Raw genomic sequence first — 23281 nt, 5'->3', positions numbered from 1 at the left:
AATAGGGATCATGGTCAATCTGCGTTCGCACACCACGCGACTTGGTGTGCTTGATATCGGTTCGAACACTATCCACATGCTTATCGTCGACGCCGCCCCGGCGCTCGCCCTGACCCCGAGGCCAGCACCAAATCCACAGTGCGCCTGATGAAGTATTTAAAGGACGACGGCTCAATCAAGAAGTCCGGCATCGAGGCGATTCTGGAAGCCGTGTCCCAGTGCATGCGGTTGGCCGAGGAATACGAAATCACCCAACCGCCACAGTCACCAACAACGCCGCATGATCGGAGCCCTCGACTTTGACCACCTTGCATTGCCCGGCCTTCATGCCCTGATCAAGCACCACGTGGTCAATACCGGCGAACATTGGCACAGTCGCACGGTTCGTGGGCCATGAGAACGTAAACCCATGTCCGGATTCACGTGCGGCATCCACGAACCGGTCGCCAAGAAAATCACGGAATGGTGTGTGATCGTAAGTGGCGTTGAAATCGCCCATGAAAATATACCGTGTATCCGTATGCCCGCGCATCAGACCCAACTCATCCAGAGATCGCTTCCACTGCCGCCAATAGCCCGGTACAGGTGCAGTGGTGTGCACGGATATGAATCGAATCTGCTGGCCACCCATATCCACCGTGCCGCCGGGCATGAATGAGGCGCTGGAATTCACGTCATCGTCGGCCGGATCGGCAAGTGGCGTGGCCGACCAGAGGCCGTTACCGAATACGCCGTCAGACGATGAGACCTGCGCATACGGCAGATAGTGCTCAATACCAGCCTCGTTGAGTTTTTTGACGAAATCCTCGGTGGTCTCCTGCAAAGCAAGCACTTCGACGCGCTGATCGCGGACCAGCTCGACGATGGCTTGCGGATCGGCCTGCCCCTTGTACACATTGAAGGTCATGACGCGCGCATAGGCGTCGCTGGTGTTGGGGGAGGCTACGGCCACGGCGTTCTGCGCGGCTTGGGAAAGCGGATCGGCTGAGTGGAAGAACGGATACTGCCAATAGCCATTGCATGCGATTGTGGCAGCGGCGATCAATGCGGCAAGGATACGTCGCGACACGATGGCCAACAGTAGGGCGATCAAACCAAGCAACATGAACCAGGGCGTTGCCGATACCGCAATCGGCACAAACGGCAGTTCCTGCAAATCGGCAGGTAGCGCGCGGGCGGCAGTACCGGCAAAGGCAAGAAGGGCGAATATCGCGGCAAGAAAACCAAGCAGATGGTGCCGTTTACGTGGCCTTACTGCGGACTTGGATACTGGGCGCGCCGTGGCTTTGGCAGAGCGTGGCTTGGAAGTGGCGCGGGCTCGTACGCTTGCGCCTGTGGTCGTGCTCCGTGCCTTTGCCATACTGCCCTTTCTTTTGGCTCGCCTGTCGTTACCTTGCTTTTCGTGCGATTTGCCACTGTACCGTGTGCGGCTTGTCTTTCGGTGTCTTTTCGCCATGCGCAAGAGCAGTTCGCACCAAACCGGCACGAAAACCGGCCATGCCTTGGGGTCGGGTTCTGCCGGGTGGCTTGCATAGACTGCCATGCGGCTTACGCAGGCTGCCACGCGAACATGATGCGACTGGGCGTGTGGCCGTGTACAATAAAACGTCGTTGCCCGAGTAGCTCAGTGGATAGAGCACCGCTCTCCTAAAGCGGGTGTCGTCGGTTCGAATCCGATCTCGGGCACTTGTCTTTGGAAGTGTGGCGGTACCTCAATCTCTATCTATCGGTGATGAGGCGCAACGTAATGGACGATGGCCGCGCCATGCAAATTGTCAATCGCGGCTGACAGGCTGGCAGTGCGGGCGGGAGCGAAAGTGGCGGAGTGCGTCAATTAGGGGGCAACGTGCGTAGTCATTGACGGTTATCCCGTAGTAATATTCACAATACGACCCCTTGTCCATAAAGTGAAAATAACGGCTGGTGTTCGACGCGGCTGCGCTATGACTAGAAACCATGAGTGAAGATAAGCAGTATGACTTCTATGTGGCCGGTCCGTTCTTCGATCCTGAACAGACGGCAAGTATGGAACGTTTGGAAAAGATACTGGAAGACCATGGCAAGGTACTGTTCAAGCCGCGGTTTGCCAGCCAGATCGAAGAAGCAGGCCCTGAAGGATGCTTTGCGGACGATATCCGTGGCATTAATGCTGCTAAGGCCGTGGTCGCCAATCTTATGGACGAGGACCCAGGCACGATGTTCGAAATCGGATATGCGCATGCGCTGGGAATCCCGGTGTACGGCTATTTCGAGAACCTTACGCCAATGGATCGTGTCAATCTGATGATTGCGCAATCGGTTGAACTGGTTTTCGCCGGTCCTGATGATGTGGCGAAATACTTGGAAACCGGCGAACATACGGAAGTCGATTACATTCAGTTCTAAACAGCTCTAACAGGTTCTCTGCAAGCAGGGTTGGCGGCGTTCTCGTACATTGTCATGTACGAGAACGCCGCAGTGGTATAGGGATATTCCAACAAGCGGCATAATGGAGTCGTGGGAAAACTAGACGGATTGCCGGGGCCATTTGGTCTGGACAATCCGTTGTTTCGCGCGTGTTTTGTAGCATCCGTGGAGTTACATGGGGGGTATGACTGAAAACATCGCTGATAAGGCCATAAACGATACTCGTATCGTCAAGCAGTTCACCAATCCCGTCAAGGAACCGATTGACAGCGACGTCAACCTGTTCGATCTGCTCGATAACCGCGCCAAGCGCGATCCCGAAGGTGCCATGATCGAATACAAGGGCGATGATGGCACTTGGCACCCGTACAGTGCCCAAGTATTCCGTGACATGGTCATCGATCTGGCCAAGGGCCTGATCGGACTTGGCGTCAATAAGGGCGATTCAGTCGCTATCGTCTCACGCACCCGCTGGGAATGGACGGCGCTGGACGTGGCGATCATGTCCATCGGCGCGGTCACCGTGCCGGTGTACGAGACCAACTCCGCCAGCCAGGTCAGCTGGATCTTCAACGATTCCAAAGTCACGCTCACCATCGCCGAAGATGACGGACAGCGCGACAAGATCGAATCCGTGCGCAGCGAGGTACCCACCCTGCGCAACGTGTTCGTAATCGAGGCCGGCGGCCTGAACGCCATCAAGACCTATGGCGAAAGCGTCACCGATGCCGAATTCTGGGAATACAAGGAAGCCTCCCACGGCGACGACCGCGCCACCATCGTCTACACATCCGGCTCTACAGGCACCCCGAAGGGCGTGGAACTGACCCACCGCAACTTCGCCTTCCTGGTGTTTTCCGCGCTGCAGTACATGCCGCGCGCCGGCGCATGGCCTAACCGCCGCCTGCTGCTGTTCCTGCCGTTGAGCCACGTGTTCGCCCGATTCATGGAATTCTTCAGCTTCGGCGGCACGATTTCGCTGGCCTTGAGCTCCAATATGAAGACGATGGTCAAGGACTTCGAAACCTTCGGCCCCACGCTGCTGCTTGCCGTGCCGCGTGTGTACGAGAAGGTCTACAACGCCGCCTCCCAGCGCGCCGGCACCGGATTCGCTGGCAAGATGTTCATGCGCGCCGCCGAAAACGCGCGCGAATGGTCCAAGGCCGAGCAGAAGGGTGAGCAGTTGCCGATTGCCGGACGTATCGCCCACGCCTTCTACGAGCAGGTGGTGTACAAGAAGATTCGCACAATTTTCGGTCCGAACGCCGACTTCGCCATTACCGGCGGCGCTCCGATGGACTCCGAGCTTTCCCACTTCTTCAACGGCATCGGCATGCCGGTGCTTGAGGGCTATGGCATGACCGAAACCTGCGGCCCGGTGTGTGTGAGCTTGCCGGAAGACAACCGCATCGGCACCATCGGCATGCCGATGTGCGGTATCACTGCGGGCATCGCCGAGGACGGCGAGCTGGTGGTCAAAGGACCGCTGGTGTGCAAGGGCTACCACAACAACCCTGAGGTCACTACCCAGCAGATCACTGATGGCTGGCTGCACACCGGCGATCTGGGCGATATCTCCGAAGATGGCTTCATCTCCATCACCGGCCGTAAGAAAGACCTCATCATCACCGCTGGTGGCAAGAATGTGTCGCCGGGTCTGCTTGAGGCTTCCGTGATGACCTCGCCTGTGGTCAACCAGTGCTTGGTTATTGGTGATAAGAAGCCGTTCGTGGCCGCTCTGGTCACGCTGGATCTGGCAGATGCCAACAATTGGCTGGAATCCCAGGGTGCCAAGCCGGAACCCGATCTGGCCTCGCTGGCCAAGAACGCCATCGTTCACGCTGAGGTGGAGCGTGCGGTGAACGCCACCAACGAGGGCGTTTCCCGCGCCGAGTCGATTCGTAAGTTCGAGATTCTGCCCGACGAATTCACCGAGGCCAACGGCATGCTGACCCCGAGCCTGAAGACCCGCCGCGCGCAAATCGTCAAGCACTACCAAGAGCTCATTGACAACGTGATCTACGTCCCGCTGAAGAAGTAACCATCAACTCCCTCTGATCCAAAAAATAAGCTCTCTCTGACGAGGGAGCTGTCAGCGAAGCTGACTGAGGGAGAGACCCCGCGGCTTGCCCGCGAAAAAACAACAGGGCCGGGTGCGACTTGCACCCGGCCTCAGCTTATTCAGTCCAAAATCGCCGAAACATAATCAGCGGCGGCCTGATCCAGCTCCGCATCGCTGATGGTGGCGGTGCCCTGCACCAGGAATGGTTCGGCATAGTTCATGCCTACCTTGTAGGCCACGACTGCGAATGGGCTTAGCAGCTCCTCCATGGTGTGGTTGTACTCGCCATCCCTGCGGTACTTGGAGGCGTCGGAACCAGTGGTGACCACCAGCTTGAGCTCCTTGCCCTTGAGTGCGTGGCCTCCACCGTAGGCCCAGCCTGCGGTGATGACCTCGTCTTCCCATTCCTTGAGTAGCGCGGGGGAGGAGTACCAGTAGAACGGGAACTGAAGGATTACGCGGTCGGCGGCCTCCAGCAGCTCGTGCTCCGTGTCGGCGTTGACGGAGAAGTTCGGGTATTCGGCGTATTCGTCGCGCACGATGATGTCGTCCTCGCCTTGTGCGGCGAGTTCGGCAAGCAGGCGGGCGTTCACTCGCGAGCCGTCCTTCAGGTGCGGATGGAATACAAGAATCAACGTTGACATGGGATTTCCCTTCTATAAACTGCTGCCAATGTGGCCTAATCACCACTATCGTATGCCGGGAAGCAGAACTCAGTCCAGTCTGGACTCAGGTGCGAGCCGCGGGATGCCGCGGATGAGTAATTGACGCGGGAAAGGATGCTGACTGATGATTTGGCGCTGAAGCTTCAGTGGGCCGCATATACGAGTCCTAAAGCGGATAGGATGGGATATGACGCGGATATCGTCGGTGGACTGAATAACGGGAGGCGCACATGACCATGAACCGCATGCTGATGTGCCGTACCCATCCGGTAATGGAGTTCGAGTATTTCGAACGCGGCGGATACTCCCTGAGGGCAGGGGAGATCTACGACGAGTCCCGAATCCCGATCGGCATGTATGTGGACGGCAAACCTGAGCCCACCGGTGAGTCGATTACCGGGTGGTGGCGTTCTCGCGGCATTCCCATGACCCGTGACGGCATGCGTTCCGTATTTGCCGGTTCGGGTATCGCCTCGACGAACGATCTGCTGGACCGTTCCTTGGGACTCAGCCTGTCGGACCAGTATTGGGTGCGGCCTCTCGACCGGCCCGATCTGACGTGGGAAAAACTGAACTTTTTCCACAACGATTTTGACGAACGACTTGGGCAGGCCTTATTCTTCGGTAATTCGTCGCGCATCGGCAACGTGAACACCCCGGATGTCACCAGTGCCGGTGACCTGCCGAAACGTTGGATTATCGGTCCCGATGGCGTCCACAGCCTGATCAAGGGAGGGCGCACCGGTCAGGAGCCGGACAACGAGCGCATCGCCTGGCAGACGGCACGACTGTTCGGCATCGACCATGTCGAATACCGCATCGGCCGCGCCAAGGGCATCCGGGCCTCCGTCTGCGATGAAATGCTCGAAGACACGCAAGAGCTGATTCCCGCAGGGCAGGTTATGCGCATCTTCCGAAGCGGCGACAACACCGAACGCAAGATGATATGGCTGGACGCATGTCAGCAACTCGGCGTAAGTCGTGATACGGCAAATGCGGCGACCAACGATTTTCTGTTCCTGGATTTTCTTCTGCGCAACACCGACCGGCATTACAACAACTTCGGTCTCATCCGTGACGTCGAATCATTCGAGATTCGCCCGGCCCCGATTTTTGACAGCGGCGCCAGCCTGTGGAACGGCATGGACCCCGAAGCCATCACCAACGAAGACTACCCGGCGAAGCCGTTCTGGCTCGACGACTACGGCGATGCGGACAACGCCTACTGGCAGTTGGGACTTATCGACGATTGGGACCGTTATGATTTGGGGATGCTCGACGAGGTGCCTGAACTGATACGGGCACAGCTCGCCACCAACCGCCGGCTGTCCGCTGATGTGATTGACGCCATCTGCTCCGCCATGCAGGAGCGCATCGGCATCATCCGCAAGCTTGCACGATGATGCCGCGCCGGGAGGCAACTCAGTCGAGGTTGGACTGCGTGCCTGCGGTGGCTTCGTTGGCGGCTTGCTCGGCTTGTGCCTGGTCGAGCTTGGCGCGGACGTCGTTGAGCAGACCCTGGGCGCGCTTGGCCAAGGCCTCGCCGATTTCCCATTGACGCATCGACTGGTCAAGATTGAGGCCGCCGGTTTCCAGTGCCTGGACAGCCTGAATCAGCTTGTCGCGCGCCTCTTCATATGGCATCTGGGCGATGAGCTCGCGTTCCTTGTCCGCCAGGGACGAGGCGGGGGTGTTCTTGTCGGTGGATGTGGCGTTTTCGGTCATGATGTTCTCCTTATATATACGGTATATATGCGTGGCTGCGTATGGCGTGTCACGCGGTTGCGGATGTGGTGGTTGCGGTAATGACACCCTTCTTCAAGGTGACGGTGATGTCATCCCCGGGGCTTACCTGCGAAGCATCGTCTAGTACGTGGCCATCGGAGGACTGCACCACCGCATAGCCTCGATTCAATGTGGATTGCGGGCTGAGTGCGGTCAGTGAGGCGTGAGCTCGCTCGACGGTGAGCTGGGCATCGTCCACGATGCGTCGCAGGCCGATGTCAAGCCGCTGCAGGGAATCGTCGATTAGCCGCTGATGCGGTTCGAGCATGGTATGCGGTTGGGTCAGGCTTGGCCGGTTCGCATATCCCTCGATAAGTCGAATCTCGTTCTCCACGCGCGAACGGACCCGCAGTCGCATACGGTCGATGGCACCTTCGATGAGCTGCGACTGCTCACGCACATCCGGCACCACGCGCTTGGCCGCATCGGTGGGGGTGGAGGCTCTAAGATCGGCGACCAGATCCAGCAACGTCCAGTCATCCTCATGCCCGATGGAGGAGATTAATGGTGTGGTGCAGGCATACGCCGCACGAACCACACGCTCATCCGAGAAACCGATGAGATCCTCAAACGAGCCGCCGCCACGGGCCACGATGATCACATCCACGCTCGGGTCGGCATCGAGTTGTGCAATGGCCTGAACCACTTCGGCCGGGCATTGCTCGCCCTGAACATGCACATGGACCACCTTGAAGGTTACGGAAGGCCAACGAAGGTTCACATTGGTGATCACATCGCCTTCCGCACGTGCCTGAGGTGCGCAAATCAGGCCAATAGTCTTCGGAAACTCCGGGAGAGGCAGTTTGTGATCGGCGTCGAACAGGCCCTCGCCCTTAAGCTGCTTGCGCAATTCGTCGATCATGGCCTTGAGGCTGCCACCGGCTCCGACCTTGAGAATCGTGTCCCCGCGCAACGACAGCGAAGTGCGCTTCATCCACAGGTTCGGTTTGCCGTGAATCACCACGCGGTCGCCCTGAACGAATTGGCTGGCCGCGGCCGCGAACCTGCCGAAGCCATTGACTTCCATGGCGATATCCTCGAAGTCGTCGCGCAGCGTGATGTAGGCCGAGCCGGCGCGACGGGTATTGATCTGCGTGATCTGGCCGGTGACCCACGCGGACGGCCATCGTTCCACGGCACCGTAGAACTTCTGGCTCAGCACACTTACCGGCCACGGATTTTGCGCGCTGGTTTCAGCGGCGCGTGCAGGCAGCTGATCGATAGGGCGAGGCTCATTCGGCAGATTGATGGTGCCCTGATCAGGCGCGAAAGTGCCTTGACCCGGCTCAAAGCCAGCCGAGGCCAGTGAAGCGGCGGTCGGTGGACGGCCGGTAGATGGGTAGCCCATTGCAGTAGTCATGCACTCCACTATAAGTGCGTTGGTTGATGACGGTAAATATTTACCGTCGCCTGAAAACGGTGTGATGATGAATGCGAGAACCGTACGAAGCGATGTATCAGCCGATGATGGAGATGGTCTGGTGCATCAGAAGAAAGGAGTCATTATGGCGAAGAAACGGGTGCCATGAAGAGGAGTGAGATATGCGTTGCGCTGACGATTGAGAGTCGTCAGTGAGCTCGCTGTGCGACACGCGAGCAGAAAACAGTTACGCTAATCACACACTTGTGGTTTTGGCGGAAAATAGCCGAAAACCCTATAAATAGTTCGACACACCACTGTTGAGCACTAGATATAGTGGTGGGGATGCCGTATTCTGCTAGAGGTTCAAGAAAACGACATCAATGTAATTTCGTGTGGCCCACGTCGAGTGCGGCCAAAATGCGGAACTCAGGAGAGTGTTCGCCTTATAGGAAAGGAGTGCCCGATGGGCGCACAGGTGTTGGAGGAAATCGTCACCGATAACGAGACCAAGGTGGCCGCCAAGGCCTCCACCGTGCTCGTTGAGAAGCGTGATGGTCGTGTGGTCGACTTCGACCCCATCAACATCATCTCTGCGGTCAAGTCTGCTTTCGGTGACCTGAACAAGGAAGTCGGCCCCGAAGAAGATGCCATGATCCGTGGTTTCGCCAACCAAGTCGAAGGCGAAATCAAGGGGCGTTACGCCGGCCCCGCCAAGATCGAGGACATCCAGAACCTCGTGGAGCACGCCCTCATTGACGCCCACCTGTACGATGTGGCTCGCGCCTACACCAACTACCGTCTCGACAAGGACATTCAGCGTGCCAAGGCCACTGATGTCAACGAGGCCGTTTCCCGCTTCATCAACCACGACCCGACCCTGATTCACGAGAACGCGAACAAGGATTCCAACGTCTACTCCACCCAGCGTGATCTGCTGGCCGGTGCCGTGTCCAAGGCCGCCGCGTTCAACATGCTGCCGCCGGCGGTGTCCAACGCCCACATGAAGGGCGACATTCACTTCCACGATGCCGACTACTCGCCGTTCACTGCCCAGTCCAACTGCTCCTTGCCGAACTTCTGGGACATGTTGGCCAATGGCTTCACTCTTGGCAACGCTCCGATGGCTTCCCCGAAGTCCATCGCCATTGCGGCCACCCAGATTACCCAGATCATGAAGGACGTGGCCTCCAGCCAGTATGGTGGCCAGACCGCCAACCGTGCCGACGAGCATCTTGCCCAGTATGCCAAGAAGGATTACGAGAAGTTCCTCGAGGAAGCTCGTGAGACCATCCCCGACGGCATGCCGGTTGAATTCGCCCGTCGTCAGGTCGAGAGCGCCAAGAGGAACGAGCCCGCCAAGCTGCATTTCGGTTCCCGCGAACCGCTGCCGATGGACACCCCGTTCCACACCGACGTTGACGAACTTGAGCAGGAGCGTGAAATCCTCGCCAAGATTCGTACCCGCAAGGCCATCTATGATGCCATGCAGACCATGGAATACCAGATCAACTCCAACCGCGTGTCCAACGGCCAGACCCCGTTCGTGACTGTCGGCTTTGGTCTCGGCACCGACTGGTTCTCTCGTGAAGTGCAGCGCGCAATCCTGCTCAACCGCATCCGCGGCCTCGGCAAGGAACACCACACCGCCATCTTCCCGAAGCTCGTCTTTACTGTGCAGCACGGCGTGAACGCCGACCCGGGTGACCCGAACTACGATCTGAAGCAGCTCGCCCTCGAGTCCGCCACCAAGCGCATGTACCCGGATGTGGTGTTCTACGAGAACATCGTCAAGATCACAGGCTCCTTCAAGGCTCCGATGGGTTGCCGCTCCTTCCTGCAGGGTTGGATCAACCCGGAGACCGGCAAGGATGAAGAAGATGGCCGTATGAACCTCGGCGTGGTCACCGTCAACGTGCCGCGTATCGCCATCGAATCCCACGGCGACAAGGCCCGCTTCTGGAAGCTGTTCGAGGAGCGCATGGAAGTGGCCCATCAGGCGTTGCAGTTCCGCATCATGCGCTGCAAGGAAGCCACCCCGGTCAACGCCCCGACCCTGTTCCGCTTCGGTGCGTTTGGTCGTCTTGGTGCCAACGACAACGTGGACCAGCTGTTCAAGAACGAGCGTGCCACCGTGTCGCTCGGCTACATCGGCCTTGCCGAGACCACTGCGGTCTTCTACGGCAAGAACTGGATTCGCGACCACGGCTGGGATCCGGAAGGCAAGGAGTTCGCGCTGTCCATCGTCAAGCGCATGAACGAGCTGTGCAAGCAGTGGAGCAAAGCGGAGGGCTACCACTATTCCGTGTACTCCACTCCGGCTGAATCCCTGACCGACCGCTTCAACCGCATGGACCGTGAAAAGTTCGGCCGTATCGAAGGCGTGACTGACCACGACTTCTACACCAACTCCTTCCACTACCCGGTGTGGTTGCAGCCCACCCCGATGGAGAAGCTCAGCTACGAGAAGGACTTCCCGTACTATGCCTCCGGCGGCTTCATCAACTACTGCGAGTACCCGTGCCTGCAGGACAACCCGAAGGCGCTCGAAGCCGTGTGGGATTACGCCTACAATATCGGCATCGGCTACCTGGGCACCAACACCCCGATCGACCACTGCTTCGTGTGTGGCTTCCAGGGCGACTTCGAGCCGACCGAGGAAGGCTTCAAGTGCCCGGAGTGCGGTAACTCCAACCCGGACAAGTGCAACGTCACCAAGCGCACCTGCGGCTACCTCGGCAGCCCGGTCCAGCGCCCGATGGTGCATGGCCGTCACGAGGAGATTGCCCACCGAGTCAAGCACATGAGCGGCGAAACCGGTCGTGTGACGCTGGATGACGGCACCACTCGCGAGTGGTTCGAAGAGGCCAAGTAGGGTTATTCGTGAGTAGGCTCCCCTCTCTGAGGGGAGCTGTCAGCAAAGCTGACTGAGGGGAGTCCGAGGAGCTATTCCGAAGCTCCCCTCAGTCGCCTACGACGACAGCTCCCCCTCAAAGAGGGGAGCTAATGCTTTCCGCAAGGAGGGAATCATGCCGGAGTTGCATACGACCAAGCCCGAACCCAAGCGCCATGACTTTGCGGCCGGCGAGACCGGGCGTGGCCCCTCCGTACCCTCCAACGGTCTTGCCAACGATCCGAAAGCCGGTCAATGGGATGGCCGGCGCATGTCCAAGCGGATGATCGCCGACTACAAAACCTTCATTGTCACCGACGGAGAAGGCGTGCGCAACTCCCTTTACGTCTCCGGGTGCCCCTTCCACTGCGTCGACTGCTTCAACGCCTCCATCTGGGATTTCCAAGCCGGCCACGAATACACGCAAAAACTTGAAGACAAAATCATCGAAGATCTGAAAGCCTCATGGGTGCAAGGCATTACGTTCCTTGGCGGCGAGCCGTTCCTCAACACTCCCGTGCTGGTGCCGCTCGCACAACGTATCCGCCAGGAATTCGGTCATACCAAAGATATCTGGTCGTGGACCGGCTACACATGGGAAGAACTCATGCGCCCCGGAGAAACCCCAGACAAGCTTGAATTGCTACATCTCATCGACATTCTCGTCGACGGCCGCTACCTCAGAGACCAGAAGGACTCGCTGCTGCAATTCCGCGGCTCCAGAAACCAGCGCATCCTCGATGTGCCCAAGTCTCTGGAAGCCGGCGAACCGGTCATCTGGGCCAAGCTCCACGATCAAGAACGAGATATCCCCGAAATCTATTTGAAAGACCGCGAAGCCGGCGAAGGCCAACAGGCCTCGTAGTAGCAGTTCTGGAATGCCGCACTCAGCAATATCGTTGGAACTGTTGGGGGAAAGGCCTTCCCGTGAGCGAAATCACTTCGCCTCGTGCCATGTTGGACAGGTAGTCGGACTAATATTCCAGAAGAAGTAGCCGGTCGAAGCCGTCCGCAGGGTATCTGCCAGCCGTCCCGAAACGGTTTCTGATGCCTCGTGGCGTGCACTCCCGGAAGTCGGAATTAAGAGGAACACATGGTTGACATCGTCACTGACGCGAGCGCAACGCCCGCCTCACAACTGAAGCCGCTGCGTGTGGGATTGGATATCGGCTCCACCACCGTCAAGGCCGTGGTGCTTGATCAGTCCGATTCCCTGAAAGACACCCTATTTTCCGATTACCGACGTCACCATGCCAATGTGCGTGCCACCGTTGCCGGTCTGCTCGTGGACATTCATAAAGAGCTCGTGGAACTAGGTCGAGGCGACGAGCCGATTCGCCTGTCCATCACCGGTTCCGGCGGCTTGGCGCTCGCCGATAACCTGCATGTGCCCTTCATCCAGGAGGTCATCGCCGAAACCGAGGCGATCGACAAGGAATACCCGCAGGCCGACGTCATCATCGAGCTCGGCGGCGAGGACGCCAAGATCACCTACCTGAAGCCCACGCCCGAACAGCGTATGAATGGTTCGTGCGCAGGCGGCACCGGCGCGTTCATCGACCAGATGTCCACGCTGCTTGACACCGACGCCGCAGGCCTCAACGAGATGGCCAAGAGCTACGAGAACCTGTATCCGATCGCCTCGCGTTGCGGCGTGTTCGCCAAAACCGATCTGCAGCCGCTGATCAACGACGGCGCGGCCAAGCCTGATCTCGCCGCCTCCATCTTCACCGCAGTGGCCACGCAGACCATTGCCGGCCTGGCTGCTGGCCGCCCGATCCACGGTACCGTCATCTTCCTCGGTGGCCCGCTGTTCTTCATGTCCGAACTGCGCGCCGCCTTCCAGCGTGCCCTTGAAGGCAAGGTCGACGAGTTCATCGTGCCGACCGACGCCCACCTGTATGTGGCCTACGGTTCGGCATTGCAGGCCGACATGGATTCCGACGATCAGGGCCACCATTTCGAGGCCCACACCTGCGATGAGATCCTCAAGCGTCTGGACGAGCTGAAGAACCTGCCCTCCAACACGCCCACCATGCCGCCGCTGTTCCCCACCGAGGCCGACCGCGAGGACTTCAACAAGCGCCACCACAAGGAACACATCCACATCGGCACCCTCGAAGGCGCGCATGGCCCGCACTTCCTGGGCATCGACGCCGGTTCCACCACCATCAAGGCCACGCTCGTCAATGACGACCGTGAAATCGTCTGGTCCAGCTACGCCAACAACGAAGGCAGCCCGCTGACCGCCGCCATCAACATCGTCAAGAAGATCCAATCCGAGCTGCCCGAAGGCGCATGGATCGCACGCTCCTGCGCCACCGGTTACGGCGAAGGCCTCATCACCACCGGCCTGCACCTGGACGAGGGCGTGGTGGAGACCATGGCCCACTATCGTGGGGCCGAAATGGTCAGCCCCGGCGTCACCGCCGTCATCGACATCGGCGGCCAGGATATGAAATATCTGGCCATCACTGACGGCGTCATCGACTCGATCGCCGTCAACGAAGCCTGCTCGTCCGGCTGCGGCTCGTTCCTGCAGACCTTCGCCATGTCCATGGGCCTGACGATTCAGGAATTCACGCAAAAGGCTCTGGCTTCCACCCATCCGGTGGACCTCGGTTCGCGCTGCACCGTGTTCATGAACTCCTCGGTCAAGCAGGCGCAGAAGGAAGGCGCCTCCATCGAGGACATCGCTGCCGGCCTATGCTACTCCGTGGTGCGCAACGCCCTGTACAAGGTCATCAAGTTGCGTGATTCCGGCGAACTCGGCGACACTGTGGTGGTCCAGGGCGGTACGTTCCTCAACGACGCCGTGCTGCGCGCCTTCGAGCTGCTCACCGAACGTCAGGTCACCCGCCCGAACATCGCCGGCCTCATGGGCGCGTTCGGCGCCGCCCTGACCGCCCGCATGCACTATCAGGATGAGGCCGACCACTTGGACGTGGTGGTTAAGGCCGATGGGTCCGAGGAACAGTCCGAGGCCGAGCCCGCACCCAAGTCCGAGCCCAAGGCCGCAGCCTTCAAGAAGACCGAGCCGGCCAAGCCCGAAGCCCATGTCGTTGTCGTGGACGGTGTGACTCACACCGCCAGCTCCATTCTGACCGGCGAAGCGCTCGACAACATGAGCATGACCGCCGAGCGTGACGTGTGCAAGCTGTGCCAGAACCACTGCAAGCTCACCATTACCACATTCTCCGACGGCTCGCGCTTCGTGACCGGCAACCGCTGCGAACGCGGCGGCGACGCCAAGAAGAAGCGTTCCGACCGTCCGAACCTGTACGACTACAAGTACAAGCGTTGCTTCGCCTACCGCCGTTTGACCGACAAGAAGGCCACTCGTGGCGAGATCGGCATTCCGCGCGCCCTCAATATGTACGAGAACTACCCGTTCTGGTTCACGCTGCTCACCACGCTGGGCTTCAAGGTGATGATCTCCGGCCGCAGCTCCCACGAGCTGTTCGAGACCGGCATCGAATCCATCGCCTCCGAAAACATCTGCTACCCGGCCAAGCTGGTGCACGGCCATATCAAGTGGCTGATCAACAAGGGCATCAAGACCATCTTCTACCCGTGCGTGAGCTACGAGGAGAACCTCGTGCCCAACACGGACAATCATTACAACTGCCCGGTTGTGGCCAACTATCCGCTCGTCGTCGGCGCCAACGTGCCTGAGCTGCGTGAAGACGGCGTGCGCTACATGCACCCGTACTTCAACCTCGCCAACCATGAGCTCATGGTTGACCGCATCGTCGAAGAGTTTGCGTGGGCCAACGTGACCCGCGAAGAGGCCGAAACCGCGGTCAAGGCCGCCTATGCCGAAGACAAGGTCTTCAAGCATGACGTGCAGCAGGAAGGTTTGACCGCGCTCGCCTATATGAAAGAGCACAACTGCCGAGGCATCGTGCTCGCCGGCCGTCCCTACCACATCGACCCCGAAATCAACCACGGCATCCCCGAAACCATCTGCTCGCTGGGCATGGTGGTACTCTCCGAGGATTCCATCTGCGAACTGCATCCGGGGGAGAAGCTCAACCTCACCGAATTCCGCTCGGAAGGCGAAGCCGACCCGCGTTCCAAGAACGCCGCCAGATTCCGCCATGTAGGCGACCGCACGGTCACCAAGATGCCGTTGCGCGTCACCAACCAGTGGGCCTACCACTCCCGTCTGTACGCGGCCGCACACTTCGTGGCCTCCTACCCGGGCCTCGAACTTGTGCAGCTCAATTCCTTCGGCTGTGGCCTTGACGCCATCACCACCGATCAGGTGGCCGAAATCCTGGCAGACAAGGCGGACGTGTACACGCTGCTGAAGATTGACGAGGTCTCCAACCTGGGTGCCGCCAAGATTCGACTGCGCTCGCTCAAGGCCGCCGTCGAGGAACGCGAAGCCAACAAGGCCCGCGAAGCCGCCGCGGCCAAGGCCATGGAAGACCAGCAGGCCGCCGCCGAACGCGCCGCCGAGGAAGCCAAGGTCAAGGCCGAGTCCGATTTGGAAGCTGCCAAGGCCGCGCTTGCCGAGGCTCAGGCCGCCGTCGAAGCCGCTCAGAAGAAGGTCGACGCCGAAGCGCAGGCCGTACACGATGCCGCCAAGGCATCTCAGGCCAGCACTGCGAAGGCCGTGCAAGGTCCCAAGCCCACCGGCTTCCGCAAGACCGGCCCCACCGCTCCCACCCCCGGCCGCCAGATTCTGCTCGACAGCACCATGGCCGCCAATCCGAAGCTCACCAAGGCCATGCGCGAGGCCTCCAAGCGTGCCGCCGAACGCGACCTGCAGGCCGCAGCCGCCAACAAGAACGGCACTTCGGACGGCACCACCGGCGTGACGAACGCCAAGAATGCCAAGAAGTCCGGCCACAACAACGCCACCATGTCCCGATACGCGCATCGTGAGAAGTTCGTCAAGGACATGAAGAAGAACTATACGATTGTTGGCCCTCAGATGAGCCCGATTCATATGTCCTTGGTCGAAGCGGTGATTCGTTCCGGTGGGTACAAGTTCGACATCCTGAAGCATGCGAGCCGTGGCGATGTGGAAACCGGCCTCAAATACGTGAACAATGACGCCTGCTACCCGGCCATCATGGTCGTCGGCCAGCTCATCGACGCGATTCTGGAAGGCAAATACGATCCCGAACATGTAGCGCTCGCCATCACCCAGACCGGCGGCATGTGCCGTGCGACCAACTACTTCGGCCTGATCCGCAAGGCCTTGGTCGATGCCGGCTACCCGCAGATTCCGGTCATCGCCATTTCTACCCAGGGCCTCGAAGACAACCCCGGCTTCAAGGCCACCCTGCCCCTGCTGCACCGTGCCATCAAGGCGCTGATTCTGGGCGACTTGCTCATGAAGTGCCTCTACCGCGTACGCCCGTATGAGGTGGAGAAAGGTTCGGCCAACAAGCTGTACGAGCTGTGGGACGCCATCGTGCGTGAGACCATCGAGCATCACGGCTATTCCAAGACCGCAGCCAAGACGCCGAGCATCAAGAAGGGCTATCTGCCGTATAACGTGCTGGCCAAGGAGATCGTGAAGTCCTTCGACAATCTGCCGCTGCGTGATATTCCGCGCAAGGTGCGAGTCGGCGTGGTCGGCGAGATCCTCGTCAAGTACCAGCCGGACGCGAACAACCACGTGGTCGACGTCATCGAATCCCAGGATTGCGAGGCCGTAGTGCCCGGCATCATGGAATTCATGACCACCCGCCCCTACATCACCGACTGGAACGAGAAGAACCTCGGCATGGGCGGCAACAAGACGCTCTACGCCTTGATGCGCAAGGGTCTTGACCTGTACAACGCTCCTATCAAGGCCGCACTGGTCACCTCGCACGGCAAGTTCAAGCAGGACGAGCCGATGCCCGAACTGGTCAAGAAGGCTGCCGAGGTCACTTCCATCGGCGTGCAGGCCGGTGAGGGCTGGCTGCTGACGGCCGAGATTCTGGAGCTTATCGAACAGGGTTGCCCGAATGTGATCTGCGCGCAGCCGTTCGCCTGCCTGCCCAACCATGTGACCGGCCGTGGCATGTTCGGCAAGATTCGCCGCCTGCATCCGGAAGCCAACATCGTCTCCATCGATTACGATCCGGGTGCCTCCGAGGCCAATCAGCTCAACCGTATCAAGCTGATGATCGCCGCTGCCAAGAAGGCCCACAACGCCAAGTTCGCCGAGGCCGGCGAGCCGCAGGGCTTCACCTCCGCGGACTGAACGCGCATACACTAAGCTCCCGTTGTGAGGGGAGCTGTCGCGCAGCGACTGAGGGGAGTCTCTAGAGCGAGAAACCGGGCCGGAGCCTGCTATCGGTTTTTCGTATAGCGTATTGCGGGCTTTCGGGCACGCGCGCCGGCCGGCTCGAATACGATACAAAGCATGGTTACTCCCCGAATCAGTTACGCGCACCTGCTCGCCAAGCCGAACCCCAAGCACGTCGAAAGCCTACTCAAGTTCTTTGAGAACGGTCGCTCCCAGCGTGGCACCGGTGGCTTCGGTGTGGAGATCGAGCACCTGCCCGTGCACAACAGCGACGACACTGCCGTAAGCTACTACGAGCCGAATGGCATCGAGGCATTGCTCAAACGCCTGGCTCCGTACTACGACGAGGAGAAGGAATACTGGGAGAACGGCCATCTGGTGGGTCTCGGCCGTCCCGGCGTCGCCGTTTCTCTCGAGCCCGGCGGACAGGTGGAAACCTCAATCGGCATTTTGAAGAAGCCGAGCGACCTAAGTACGCTGTACTCCAAGTTTCGTCGCGAGCTCGACCCGATTCTTGACGATCTCGACTTCCGCTTGGTCAACTATGGTTACCAGCCCAAGTCCAGCTTTGCGGATGTGCCGGTCAACCCCAAGGATCGCTACGATGCAATGACCGACTACCTCGGCCGCGTGGGTCAGTTTGGCCCCTGCATGATGCGTTGCTCCGCCTCCACTCAGGTCAGCATTGATTATGTGGATGAGCGCGACTCCATCGAAAAGTTGCGTCTGGGCACGGTTATCGGCCCGATTCTGGCCTACTTCTTCCGTAACGCCCCGTATTTCGAGGGCGAGACGAACCCATGGCCGCTGGTGCGCCAGCGTATGTGGGATTATCTGGACTTCCAGCGCACCAATGTGCTGCCCGGTCTGTTCGATGCTCGCTATGGTTGGGAGGATTACGCCATCGACGTGTTGTCCACGCCGCTTATGTTCGCTGACCTGACCCATACCCCTGAAGCTGTGGCTTCTGGAGCAAGCCCCAAGGAACTGCATCGCCCGGCCTTCCGTGAGAACGCGGGGGAGGTGTACCCGGACCGCGAACTCAACCCGTACGAGATCAACCACATCATCTCCACGCACTTCAATGACGTACGTCTGAAGAACTTCATCGAGCTTCGCCACTGGGATTCCTTGCCTATCGAGCGTGCCGAACGTCTGACGGAGATTGTGTCCTCTCTGTTCTACGTGCCTGAGCACCGTGAACGTCTGGAAAGCTACTTCGAGGGCATCAGCGAGGAAGAGGTGTTCGAAGCCAAGGCCAACATCCAGGCCCACGGTCGCGAGGCTTCGCCATACGGCCAGCCGCTCGATTTCTGGAAGGAATTCCTGGGGCTCGAAGGCCTTTTGTCCGACATTCCCGGCGATCTGAAGCACCCCGACGTGTTCCAGGAGTAAGCGAAGAAGCATATACAGAAAAATCTATTGCGCGATATCGGTGTCGAAGGCATGACAGAATGTTTTGTTTTGGCGCCGTTTTGCATATCCGGCCAAGGATATTGGATGTGGTTGCGCATGGGAGTGGGGAGAATGCGGATAGACGGACAGCCTCGAGACATGATTACCACCGTGCTCGACGGCCTGACCCAGCTCACCGCCGACGATTGCGAAGTGGTCTACTCGCGCGGCGCGAACGTCATCGACCTCGTGCCTGACCCTACCGGCGAGTTCTATCCGGACGGCCAGCCCCGCCCGAAAATCGGCGTTTCCGCCGCCGTTGATCAAGCAATGATCGACGAAGCCGTGGCCAACGCTCCCCAGTCCGATCTGATCGTGGCCGTGGTCGGCGACGTGGTCCAGCTGGTCGGCGAAACCTGCTCCACCGCCACGCTCGAACTGCTCGGCGGCCAGAACGCCCTGCTCGACGCGTTCGCCGCTGTGTCTGAAGAAACCGGCAAGTCGATGGTCACCGTGCTCATCAGCTCCAAGCCGCAGGTGCTGCCCGCCTCCCGCAACTGCGTCGCCGCGTTCGGGTGGTTCGGGCTCCGTGCGGTGAGTGGGCCGCGGCCGTATGATGGAAGCGCGGGTGGTCCGGGATTTTCTGCATACGGCGGGAGGCGTCATGGTTCCTATCGAGCACGTGTACGACCAGATTCGCGCGTTTGCCGCTGATGCCGGCGCTCGCAAGGTCGTGCTGTTCGGTTCTCGCGCAAAGGGCGTGAACCGGCCTAAAAGCGATATCGATCTTGCCGTGGCCGGTTGTCCCGATTTCAATCGCTTGGAGCAGAACCTTCAGGACAATCTGTGGTCACTGCTTAAAGTTGATGTCATCAATCTGGATGAGCCGATTTCTTCATCGCTGAGGGCGGAGATTGAGCGTAGCGGAAAGGTGCTGTATGAAAAAGTATGAGAATTACGTTTCCGCATTGAATTCGCTGCGCAAGGCTCCCGAACAGGATCTCGGCAATGATTTCATCCAGAGCGGCATTATTGACAAGTTCGGGTTGCAGTTCGAGCTTGGTTGGAAACTGTTCAAGGCGCTGCTGGCTTATGAGGGAGACCCTGTTTCCGCTTCCGGCTCTCCGCGAGATGTGCTCAAAACCGCTTTTCAATACTATGATTTCATGGACGAATCGTTGTGGCTGCGCATGCTGCGCGATCGCAATGATTCTGCTCATATCTATGATGAAGAACGAGCTCGGCGTCTTGTGGACGCCATCATCGCTGATTACATCCCCGAGTTTGAGCGTGCAAATCAGGGGTTGGTCGCTCGCTACGGTGAAGCATTGAACGATTAGCGTGACAGGTATGGCATCGGGCGCGCTGGGTGTTGGCGAACGAATTAATGGGATGAACCTCGGCAATTGGCTGGTGCTGGAGCGGTGGATGAAGCCGGGGATTTTTGCCGCCAGCGGCGAGGCGGACGAGATCTGGCTGCATCGGGCTACGAAGTCGGCTGAGCTGGAGGCTTTGCTGACGCGGCATCGCGACACGTATATTACCGAGGCCGATTTCCGGAACATTGCCGCACATGGCTGCAATCTGGTGCGTATTCCTGTGCCGTATTTTATCTTCGGGGATGTGTCCGGTCATCCGGGCTGCATCGAGTATTTGGACAGGGCGTTCGACTGGGCCGAGCGTACCGGTCTCAAGATTCTTATCGACCTGCACACGGTGCCCGGCTCGCAGAATGGATTCGATAACGGCGGCCTCACCGGCGTGGTGCGCTGGCATCGTAGCCCGCGAGCGGTCGCCTATGCGTTGAATGTGCTGGCCTGTCTGGCTCGCCGGTATCGCGATCGCGCGGCGCTGTTCGGTATCGAGGTGCTGAATGAGCCGATCGATTGGTTGACGTATGCCATGTCACCATCGAGCAGGCAGGCGAAAGACCGGTCCGAAGCGCGAGGAAGCGGGCCTATTCCGATGGCGTTCCTCAAGCGTTTCTACCGCGAGACATACCACCGGTTGCGCCCGATTCTGGCAGGGAATCAAATCATCGTGTTCCATGACGGCTTCCAACTGGGCCGTTGGCGGGACTGGTTCGTGCGCGAGAGCATGTGGGGCGTCATGCTCGATACGCATGTCTATCTGGTCATGGCCGAGCAATTCCCGCTGTTCCGTCTGATCCCGGATCGGTGGCTGATGGGCTGGTATCGCTTGTTCGTGCGCTGGAACGAACGCCGCATCCGCCGGGCCGCGCGCTATACGCCGGTGATTGTAGGGGAGTGGTGCGTGGCTAATGGTCTGGTAAATCGGGTGGTCGATAAGCGTACAGGCGATGGTGGCCGCTCCAAGGAAAACGCCATGCACAGTGCATCTATCAGAGGCTCTATTTACCGCGAGGTCGCCGCCATGCAACGCAAGGCATGGAACGTGTCCGCCGGGCAAATCTATTGGAGCTACCAATTACGTGGTAATCGTGATTTCTTGCCTACCATCGACCCGCAATCCGACACGTCACGCCTCGACCCCTGGGATCTCACTCACGTTTGGCACGCCGGTTGGATGGCGTAATGAGAACGAAATCGCTCTCTGATGGCATGATTCGAAACAATTGTGTAAGGTAGAGAGTGAGCTTCGTGACCCGGCCTATCCTTTGCGGCGGGGTGGGTTGCGGGTTCGAGATGAGAGGTCAGCTGCCGCTGGCACCTGATTCGTCTGCGCAGACGAATACCGCGAGAGCAGGGTGCCTAGCCCAGTGACTGGGTGATACGGTTAGGCCAACCGAAGTCGCTACTGATTCCACTTCGCTGGAAGTGGATGATAGTCATGCAGAAGACTGTAAAACATGGCTTTTCATCTCAGGGGGGACATCTGGCTCAGATGTCCCCCCCTATTTTTCGGCAAAGGGGGAGCCGTGAATATAACAAAGATGAAAGAGTATGCATTGGCGCAAGCTCATGCTGCGGCTCTCCTGTACCATGAACGACTTGAAGGTCGGGCAACAAGAATTCACTGCGAAGATGGTTTGGCTCTTGTCATAGTTTGGGATGAGGGAAATTTTGCTCATTTATGTGGCTTGGATTATTATCTGGATGATTCCAAGCGACGCCGTCTTCCTCCTAGAAAGCTCTATGAGGATTTGCTTAAGGGACGCAGAATCTCACCTAAGCGAGTGAGTCCTCATGGTGATGTGCAATGGTTGAAGAAGAAGGCAGATGTCCTGACTGATGCCATGGATATGTCAAAGGTGACACATGTCGTAGTGTCAGGCAATAGCAGAATCGTGTTGTATGCAGGCAATGAGGTCTGGTGCATCGGTCTTGGTCGTATGCGTGATGAACGGTATTATCCGCAATCATTGATAAAGAAATCCTTCGATGAAGTGCGAAAAACAGGTACTATCGCACATACCGTGGCCGCAGTCGAAACGTTGAAGCTCTGAATAATTGCGACGCTGCGCTGTGCCGAACCGGTGTTTGGCGACGCTAAGTTGCCAAGCCCTGGCAAGATGGCGACGCTGGCGGGATTCCAGCGTCGCCAAACTGCCGGTTCTTGGCAGGTTGACGCCACTGAATGGCGTCTGTACGGTGCTAGTCTGCCAAGGACTGGCAGCTTGGCGCAATTACTGGTGCTGAGTGATGCCAAACTGCCAGCGTTTGGCAGATTGGCACCGCTCGGGACAGCGGCAGTCGTGGTTACAGCCGCATTTACTTGATCGCGGCAAACCATCATCGCTGATCCGGAGCGTCCTCTGACATCGCAGCCGCACCAATTAGCGATATCCCTCCCAAAGGGGCAAAGGCATCAGAACATCCTCGCAATCGGCCCACATGGTATTGAGATCTTGGCCGGGGGCGCGCAGCCAACGCAGCTGAATGCCGTCCATCATGGCGAAGCCGGACTGCAGCAGGTGCTCGATATTCACATCTTCCGGCACGGCCCAGTTGATGTTGAGCGCCATGGTGACCGTGCGGCGCTCGCGGTCGGCGAAATAATCGTGCGCGGGGTGGGTCGAGTCAAGTGCCTCGGCGCTCAGTGTGGAGAACATGTGCACCAGTGCGGGCCTCTTGTTGTTCACCGCCACCACCTGACGCCACATATCCGCGATAAGCGGGCGCTCCTGGGCGACCATTGCGGCATTGATCGATTCGGTGATCCGGTCGTATTCCTTGGTCAGCGCCAGCTTGAGCAGTCCCTCCTTGCTGCCCACGTAATGCAGCACGCCGGCCTTGGTGAGCCCCACTTCGGTGGCGATACGTTGCAGAGACGTGCCGTAATAGCCGAGTTTGCCAAACGATTCGACGGCGGCGTCGAGAATCGCGGTGCGGCGATCGGTATCGGTGGGGGAGGGGATGTTCATACAGGCAACCTTACGGTCGGTTAGTAGTGATTCCAAATGATTTCGGTGTGTTGTGACACAGATTTTGATAATCTACCTACCAGCCGGTTGGTCGAGAGAAAACGGCAGTCGAGATTC

The 23281-nt window shown here is 58.9% G+C and carries 16 protein-coding genes, 1 tRNA gene and 2 pseudogenes; 14 read left to right on the top strand and 5 right to left on the bottom strand.

Going from position 1 to position 23281, the window contains the following annotated elements; genetic code table 11:
- Nucleotides 1–10: 10 nt before the first annotated feature.
- Nucleotides 11–255: pseudogene (locus tag FYJ31_RS06415) on the top strand (Ppx/GppA family phosphatase); the annotation flags it as partial.
- On the opposite strand, the gene FYJ31_RS06410 reads toward FYJ31_RS06415, so the two are convergent.
- Nucleotides 248–1360: an endonuclease/exonuclease/phosphatase family protein gene (locus FYJ31_RS06410; RefSeq protein ID WP_154536304.1), complete on the bottom strand. Its 1113-nt coding sequence runs from the start codon at nt 1358–1360 to the stop codon at nt 248–250. The pseudogene FYJ31_RS06415 and the gene FYJ31_RS06410 overlap by 8 nt on opposite strands.
- Nucleotides 1361–1613: 253 nt before the next feature.
- Here FYJ31_RS06410 and FYJ31_RS06405 point away from each other — a divergent pair.
- From FYJ31_RS06405 to FYJ31_RS06395, 3 genes are all read left to right on the top strand, one after another.
- Nucleotides 1614–1686 (top strand) — tRNA-Arg (locus FYJ31_RS06405).
- Nucleotides 1687–1956: 270 nt separating this feature from the next.
- Nucleotides 1957–2385, top strand: coding sequence for a nucleoside 2-deoxyribosyltransferase (locus tag FYJ31_RS06400; RefSeq protein WP_012577006.1), 429 nt, complete (start codon nt 1957–1959; stop codon nt 2383–2385).
- 205 nt (nt 2386–2590) lie between these two features.
- The gene (locus FYJ31_RS06395; protein ID WP_195839457.1) at nt 2591–4447 is read left to right on the top strand and encodes an AMP-dependent synthetase/ligase; all 1857 of its coding nucleotides are present in this window, start codon (nt 2591–2593) and stop codon (nt 4445–4447) included.
- A gap of 140 nt (nt 4448–4587) precedes the next feature.
- Here the strand turns inward: FYJ31_RS06395 and FYJ31_RS06390 are convergent, their stop codons facing one another.
- Nucleotides 4588–5112, bottom strand: coding sequence for an NAD(P)H-dependent oxidoreductase (locus FYJ31_RS06390; protein WP_154050921.1), 525 nt, complete (start codon nt 5110–5112; stop codon nt 4588–4590).
- 251 nt (nt 5113–5363) lie between these two features.
- Here FYJ31_RS06390 and FYJ31_RS06385 point away from each other — a divergent pair, with 251 nt between their 5' ends.
- Nucleotides 5364–6536, top strand: coding sequence for a hypothetical protein (locus FYJ31_RS06385; protein WP_154536302.1), 1173 nt, complete (start codon nt 5364–5366; stop codon nt 6534–6536).
- Nucleotides 6537–6555: 19 nt separating this feature from the next.
- Here FYJ31_RS06385 and FYJ31_RS06380 read toward each other — a convergent pair whose 3' ends face one another.
- Together FYJ31_RS06380 and xseA are read right to left on the bottom strand one after the other, a co-directional pair.
- Nucleotides 6556–6858, bottom strand: coding sequence for an exodeoxyribonuclease VII small subunit (locus FYJ31_RS06380; RefSeq protein WP_032744730.1), 303 nt, complete (start codon nt 6856–6858; stop codon nt 6556–6558).
- A gap of 49 nt (nt 6859–6907) precedes the next feature.
- Nucleotides 6908–8278: an exodeoxyribonuclease VII large subunit gene (gene xseA, locus FYJ31_RS06375; protein ID WP_041981736.1), complete on the bottom strand. Its 1371-nt coding sequence runs from the start codon at nt 8276–8278 to the stop codon at nt 6908–6910.
- A gap of 466 nt (nt 8279–8744) precedes the next feature.
- Between xseA and nrdD the strand changes: the two genes are divergently transcribed.
- The 9 genes and pseudogenes from nrdD to FYJ31_RS12450 all read left to right on the top strand — a co-directional run bounded on the left by nrdD (nt 8745) and on the right by FYJ31_RS12450 (nt 22246).
- Nucleotides 8745–11153 carry an anaerobic ribonucleoside-triphosphate reductase gene (gene nrdD / locus FYJ31_RS06370; RefSeq protein ID WP_012577012.1) on the top strand — a complete coding sequence of 803 codons (2409 nt, stop codon included), beginning with the start codon at nt 8745–8747 and terminating at the stop codon, nt 11151–11153.
- A gap of 154 nt (nt 11154–11307) precedes the next feature.
- On the top strand, nt 11308–12036 hold the full coding sequence (gene nrdG / locus FYJ31_RS06365) for an anaerobic ribonucleoside-triphosphate reductase activating protein (protein WP_154536301.1): 729 nt from the start codon (nt 11308–11310) through the stop codon (nt 12034–12036).
- Nucleotides 12037–12264: 228 nt separating this feature from the next.
- Nucleotides 12265–17379, top strand: a complete 5115-nt coding sequence (locus FYJ31_RS06360; RefSeq protein WP_154536300.1) for an acyl-CoA dehydratase activase-related protein — start codon at nt 12265–12267, stop codon at nt 17377–17379.
- Between the two features lie 162 nt (nt 17380–17541).
- A complete protein-coding gene (locus tag FYJ31_RS06355; RefSeq protein WP_154536299.1) occupies nt 17542–18819 on the top strand; it encodes a glutamate-cysteine ligase family protein in 1278 nt (425 codons plus the stop codon).
- Nucleotides 18820–18957: 138 nt separating this feature from the next.
- Nucleotides 18958–19371: pseudogene (locus tag FYJ31_RS06345) on the top strand (glycoside hydrolase family 3 C-terminal domain-containing protein); the annotation flags it as partial.
- A 112-nt stretch (nt 19372–19483) separates the two neighbouring features.
- The gene (locus tag FYJ31_RS06340) at nt 19484–19771 is read left to right on the top strand and encodes a nucleotidyltransferase family protein (protein ID WP_007052490.1); all 288 of its coding nucleotides are present in this window, start codon (nt 19484–19486) and stop codon (nt 19769–19771) included.
- Nucleotides 19758–20159: a nucleotidyltransferase substrate binding protein gene (locus FYJ31_RS06335; RefSeq protein ID WP_007052491.1), complete on the top strand. Its 402-nt coding sequence runs from the start codon at nt 19758–19760 to the stop codon at nt 20157–20159. The genes FYJ31_RS06340 and FYJ31_RS06335 overlap by 14 nt, the downstream gene beginning before the upstream one ends.
- A 10-nt stretch (nt 20160–20169) precedes the next feature.
- On the top strand, nt 20170–21375 hold the full coding sequence (locus tag FYJ31_RS06330; RefSeq protein WP_154536298.1) for a glycoside hydrolase family 5 protein: 1206 nt from the start codon (nt 20170–20172) through the stop codon (nt 21373–21375).
- A 343-nt stretch (nt 21376–21718) separates the two neighbouring features.
- Nucleotides 21719–22246: a PBECR4 domain-containing protein gene (locus FYJ31_RS12450; protein ID WP_234883543.1), complete on the top strand. Its 528-nt coding sequence runs from the start codon at nt 21719–21721 to the stop codon at nt 22244–22246.
- 330 nt (nt 22247–22576) lie between these two features.
- Here the strand turns inward: FYJ31_RS12450 and FYJ31_RS06315 are convergent, their stop codons facing one another.
- Nucleotides 22577–23164, bottom strand: a complete 588-nt coding sequence (locus tag FYJ31_RS06315) for a TetR/AcrR family transcriptional regulator (RefSeq protein WP_154536297.1) — start codon at nt 23162–23164, stop codon at nt 22577–22579.
- Between the last annotated feature and the right edge of the window lie 117 nt (nt 23165–23281).

Source organism: Bifidobacterium sp. WCA-178-WT-4B (assembly GCF_009696495.1).
Lineage (GTDB): Bacteria > Actinomycetota > Actinomycetes > Actinomycetales > Bifidobacteriaceae > Bifidobacterium > Bifidobacterium infantis.
Note: the sequence above shows the minus strand (reverse complement) of the source record. Positions and strands in the feature narration are given on the sequence as shown.

Bases quoted from the DNA above. Each gene is read 5' to 3' on its own strand.
- FYJ31_RS06355 (WP_154536299.1), top strand. From the start codon at position 17,542: ATGGTTACTCCCCGAATCAGTTACGCGCACCTGCTCGCCAAGCCGAAC.
- FYJ31_RS06330 (WP_154536298.1), top strand. From the start codon at position 20,170: ATGGCATCGGGCGCGCTGGGTGTTGGCGAACGAATTAATGGGATGAAC.
- FYJ31_RS06400 (WP_012577006.1), top strand. From the start codon at position 1,957: ATGAGTGAAGATAAGCAGTATGACTTCTATGTGGCCGGTCCGTTCTTC.
- FYJ31_RS06410 (WP_154536304.1), bottom strand. From the start codon at position 1,360: ATGGCAAAGGCACGGAGCACGACCACAGGCGCAAGCGTACGAGCCCGC.
- nrdG (WP_154536301.1), top strand. From the start codon at position 11,308: ATGCCGGAGTTGCATACGACCAAGCCCGAACCCAAGCGCCATGACTTT.
- FYJ31_RS06335 (WP_007052491.1), top strand. From the start codon at position 19,758: ATGAAAAAGTATGAGAATTACGTTTCCGCATTGAATTCGCTGCGCAAG.
- FYJ31_RS06340 (WP_007052490.1), top strand. From the start codon at position 19,484: ATGGTTCCTATCGAGCACGTGTACGACCAGATTCGCGCGTTTGCCGCT.
- FYJ31_RS06390 (WP_154050921.1), bottom strand. From the start codon at position 5,112: ATGTCAACGTTGATTCTTGTATTCCATCCGCACCTGAAGGACGGCTCG.
- FYJ31_RS06395 (WP_195839457.1), top strand. From the start codon at position 2,591: ATGACTGAAAACATCGCTGATAAGGCCATAAACGATACTCGTATCGTC.
- FYJ31_RS06385 (WP_154536302.1), top strand. From the start codon at position 5,364: ATGACCATGAACCGCATGCTGATGTGCCGTACCCATCCGGTAATGGAG.
- nrdD (WP_012577012.1), top strand. From the start codon at position 8,745: ATGGGCGCACAGGTGTTGGAGGAAATCGTCACCGATAACGAGACCAAG.
- FYJ31_RS06315 (WP_154536297.1), bottom strand. From the start codon at position 23,164: ATGAACATCCCCTCCCCCACCGATACCGATCGCCGCACCGCGATTCTC.
- FYJ31_RS06360 (WP_154536300.1), top strand. From the start codon at position 12,265: ATGGTTGACATCGTCACTGACGCGAGCGCAACGCCCGCCTCACAACTG.
- xseA (WP_041981736.1), bottom strand. From the start codon at position 8,278: ATGACTACTGCAATGGGCTACCCATCTACCGGCCGTCCACCGACCGCC.
- FYJ31_RS06380 (WP_032744730.1), bottom strand. From the start codon at position 6,858: ATGACCGAAAACGCCACATCCACCGACAAGAACACCCCCGCCTCGTCC.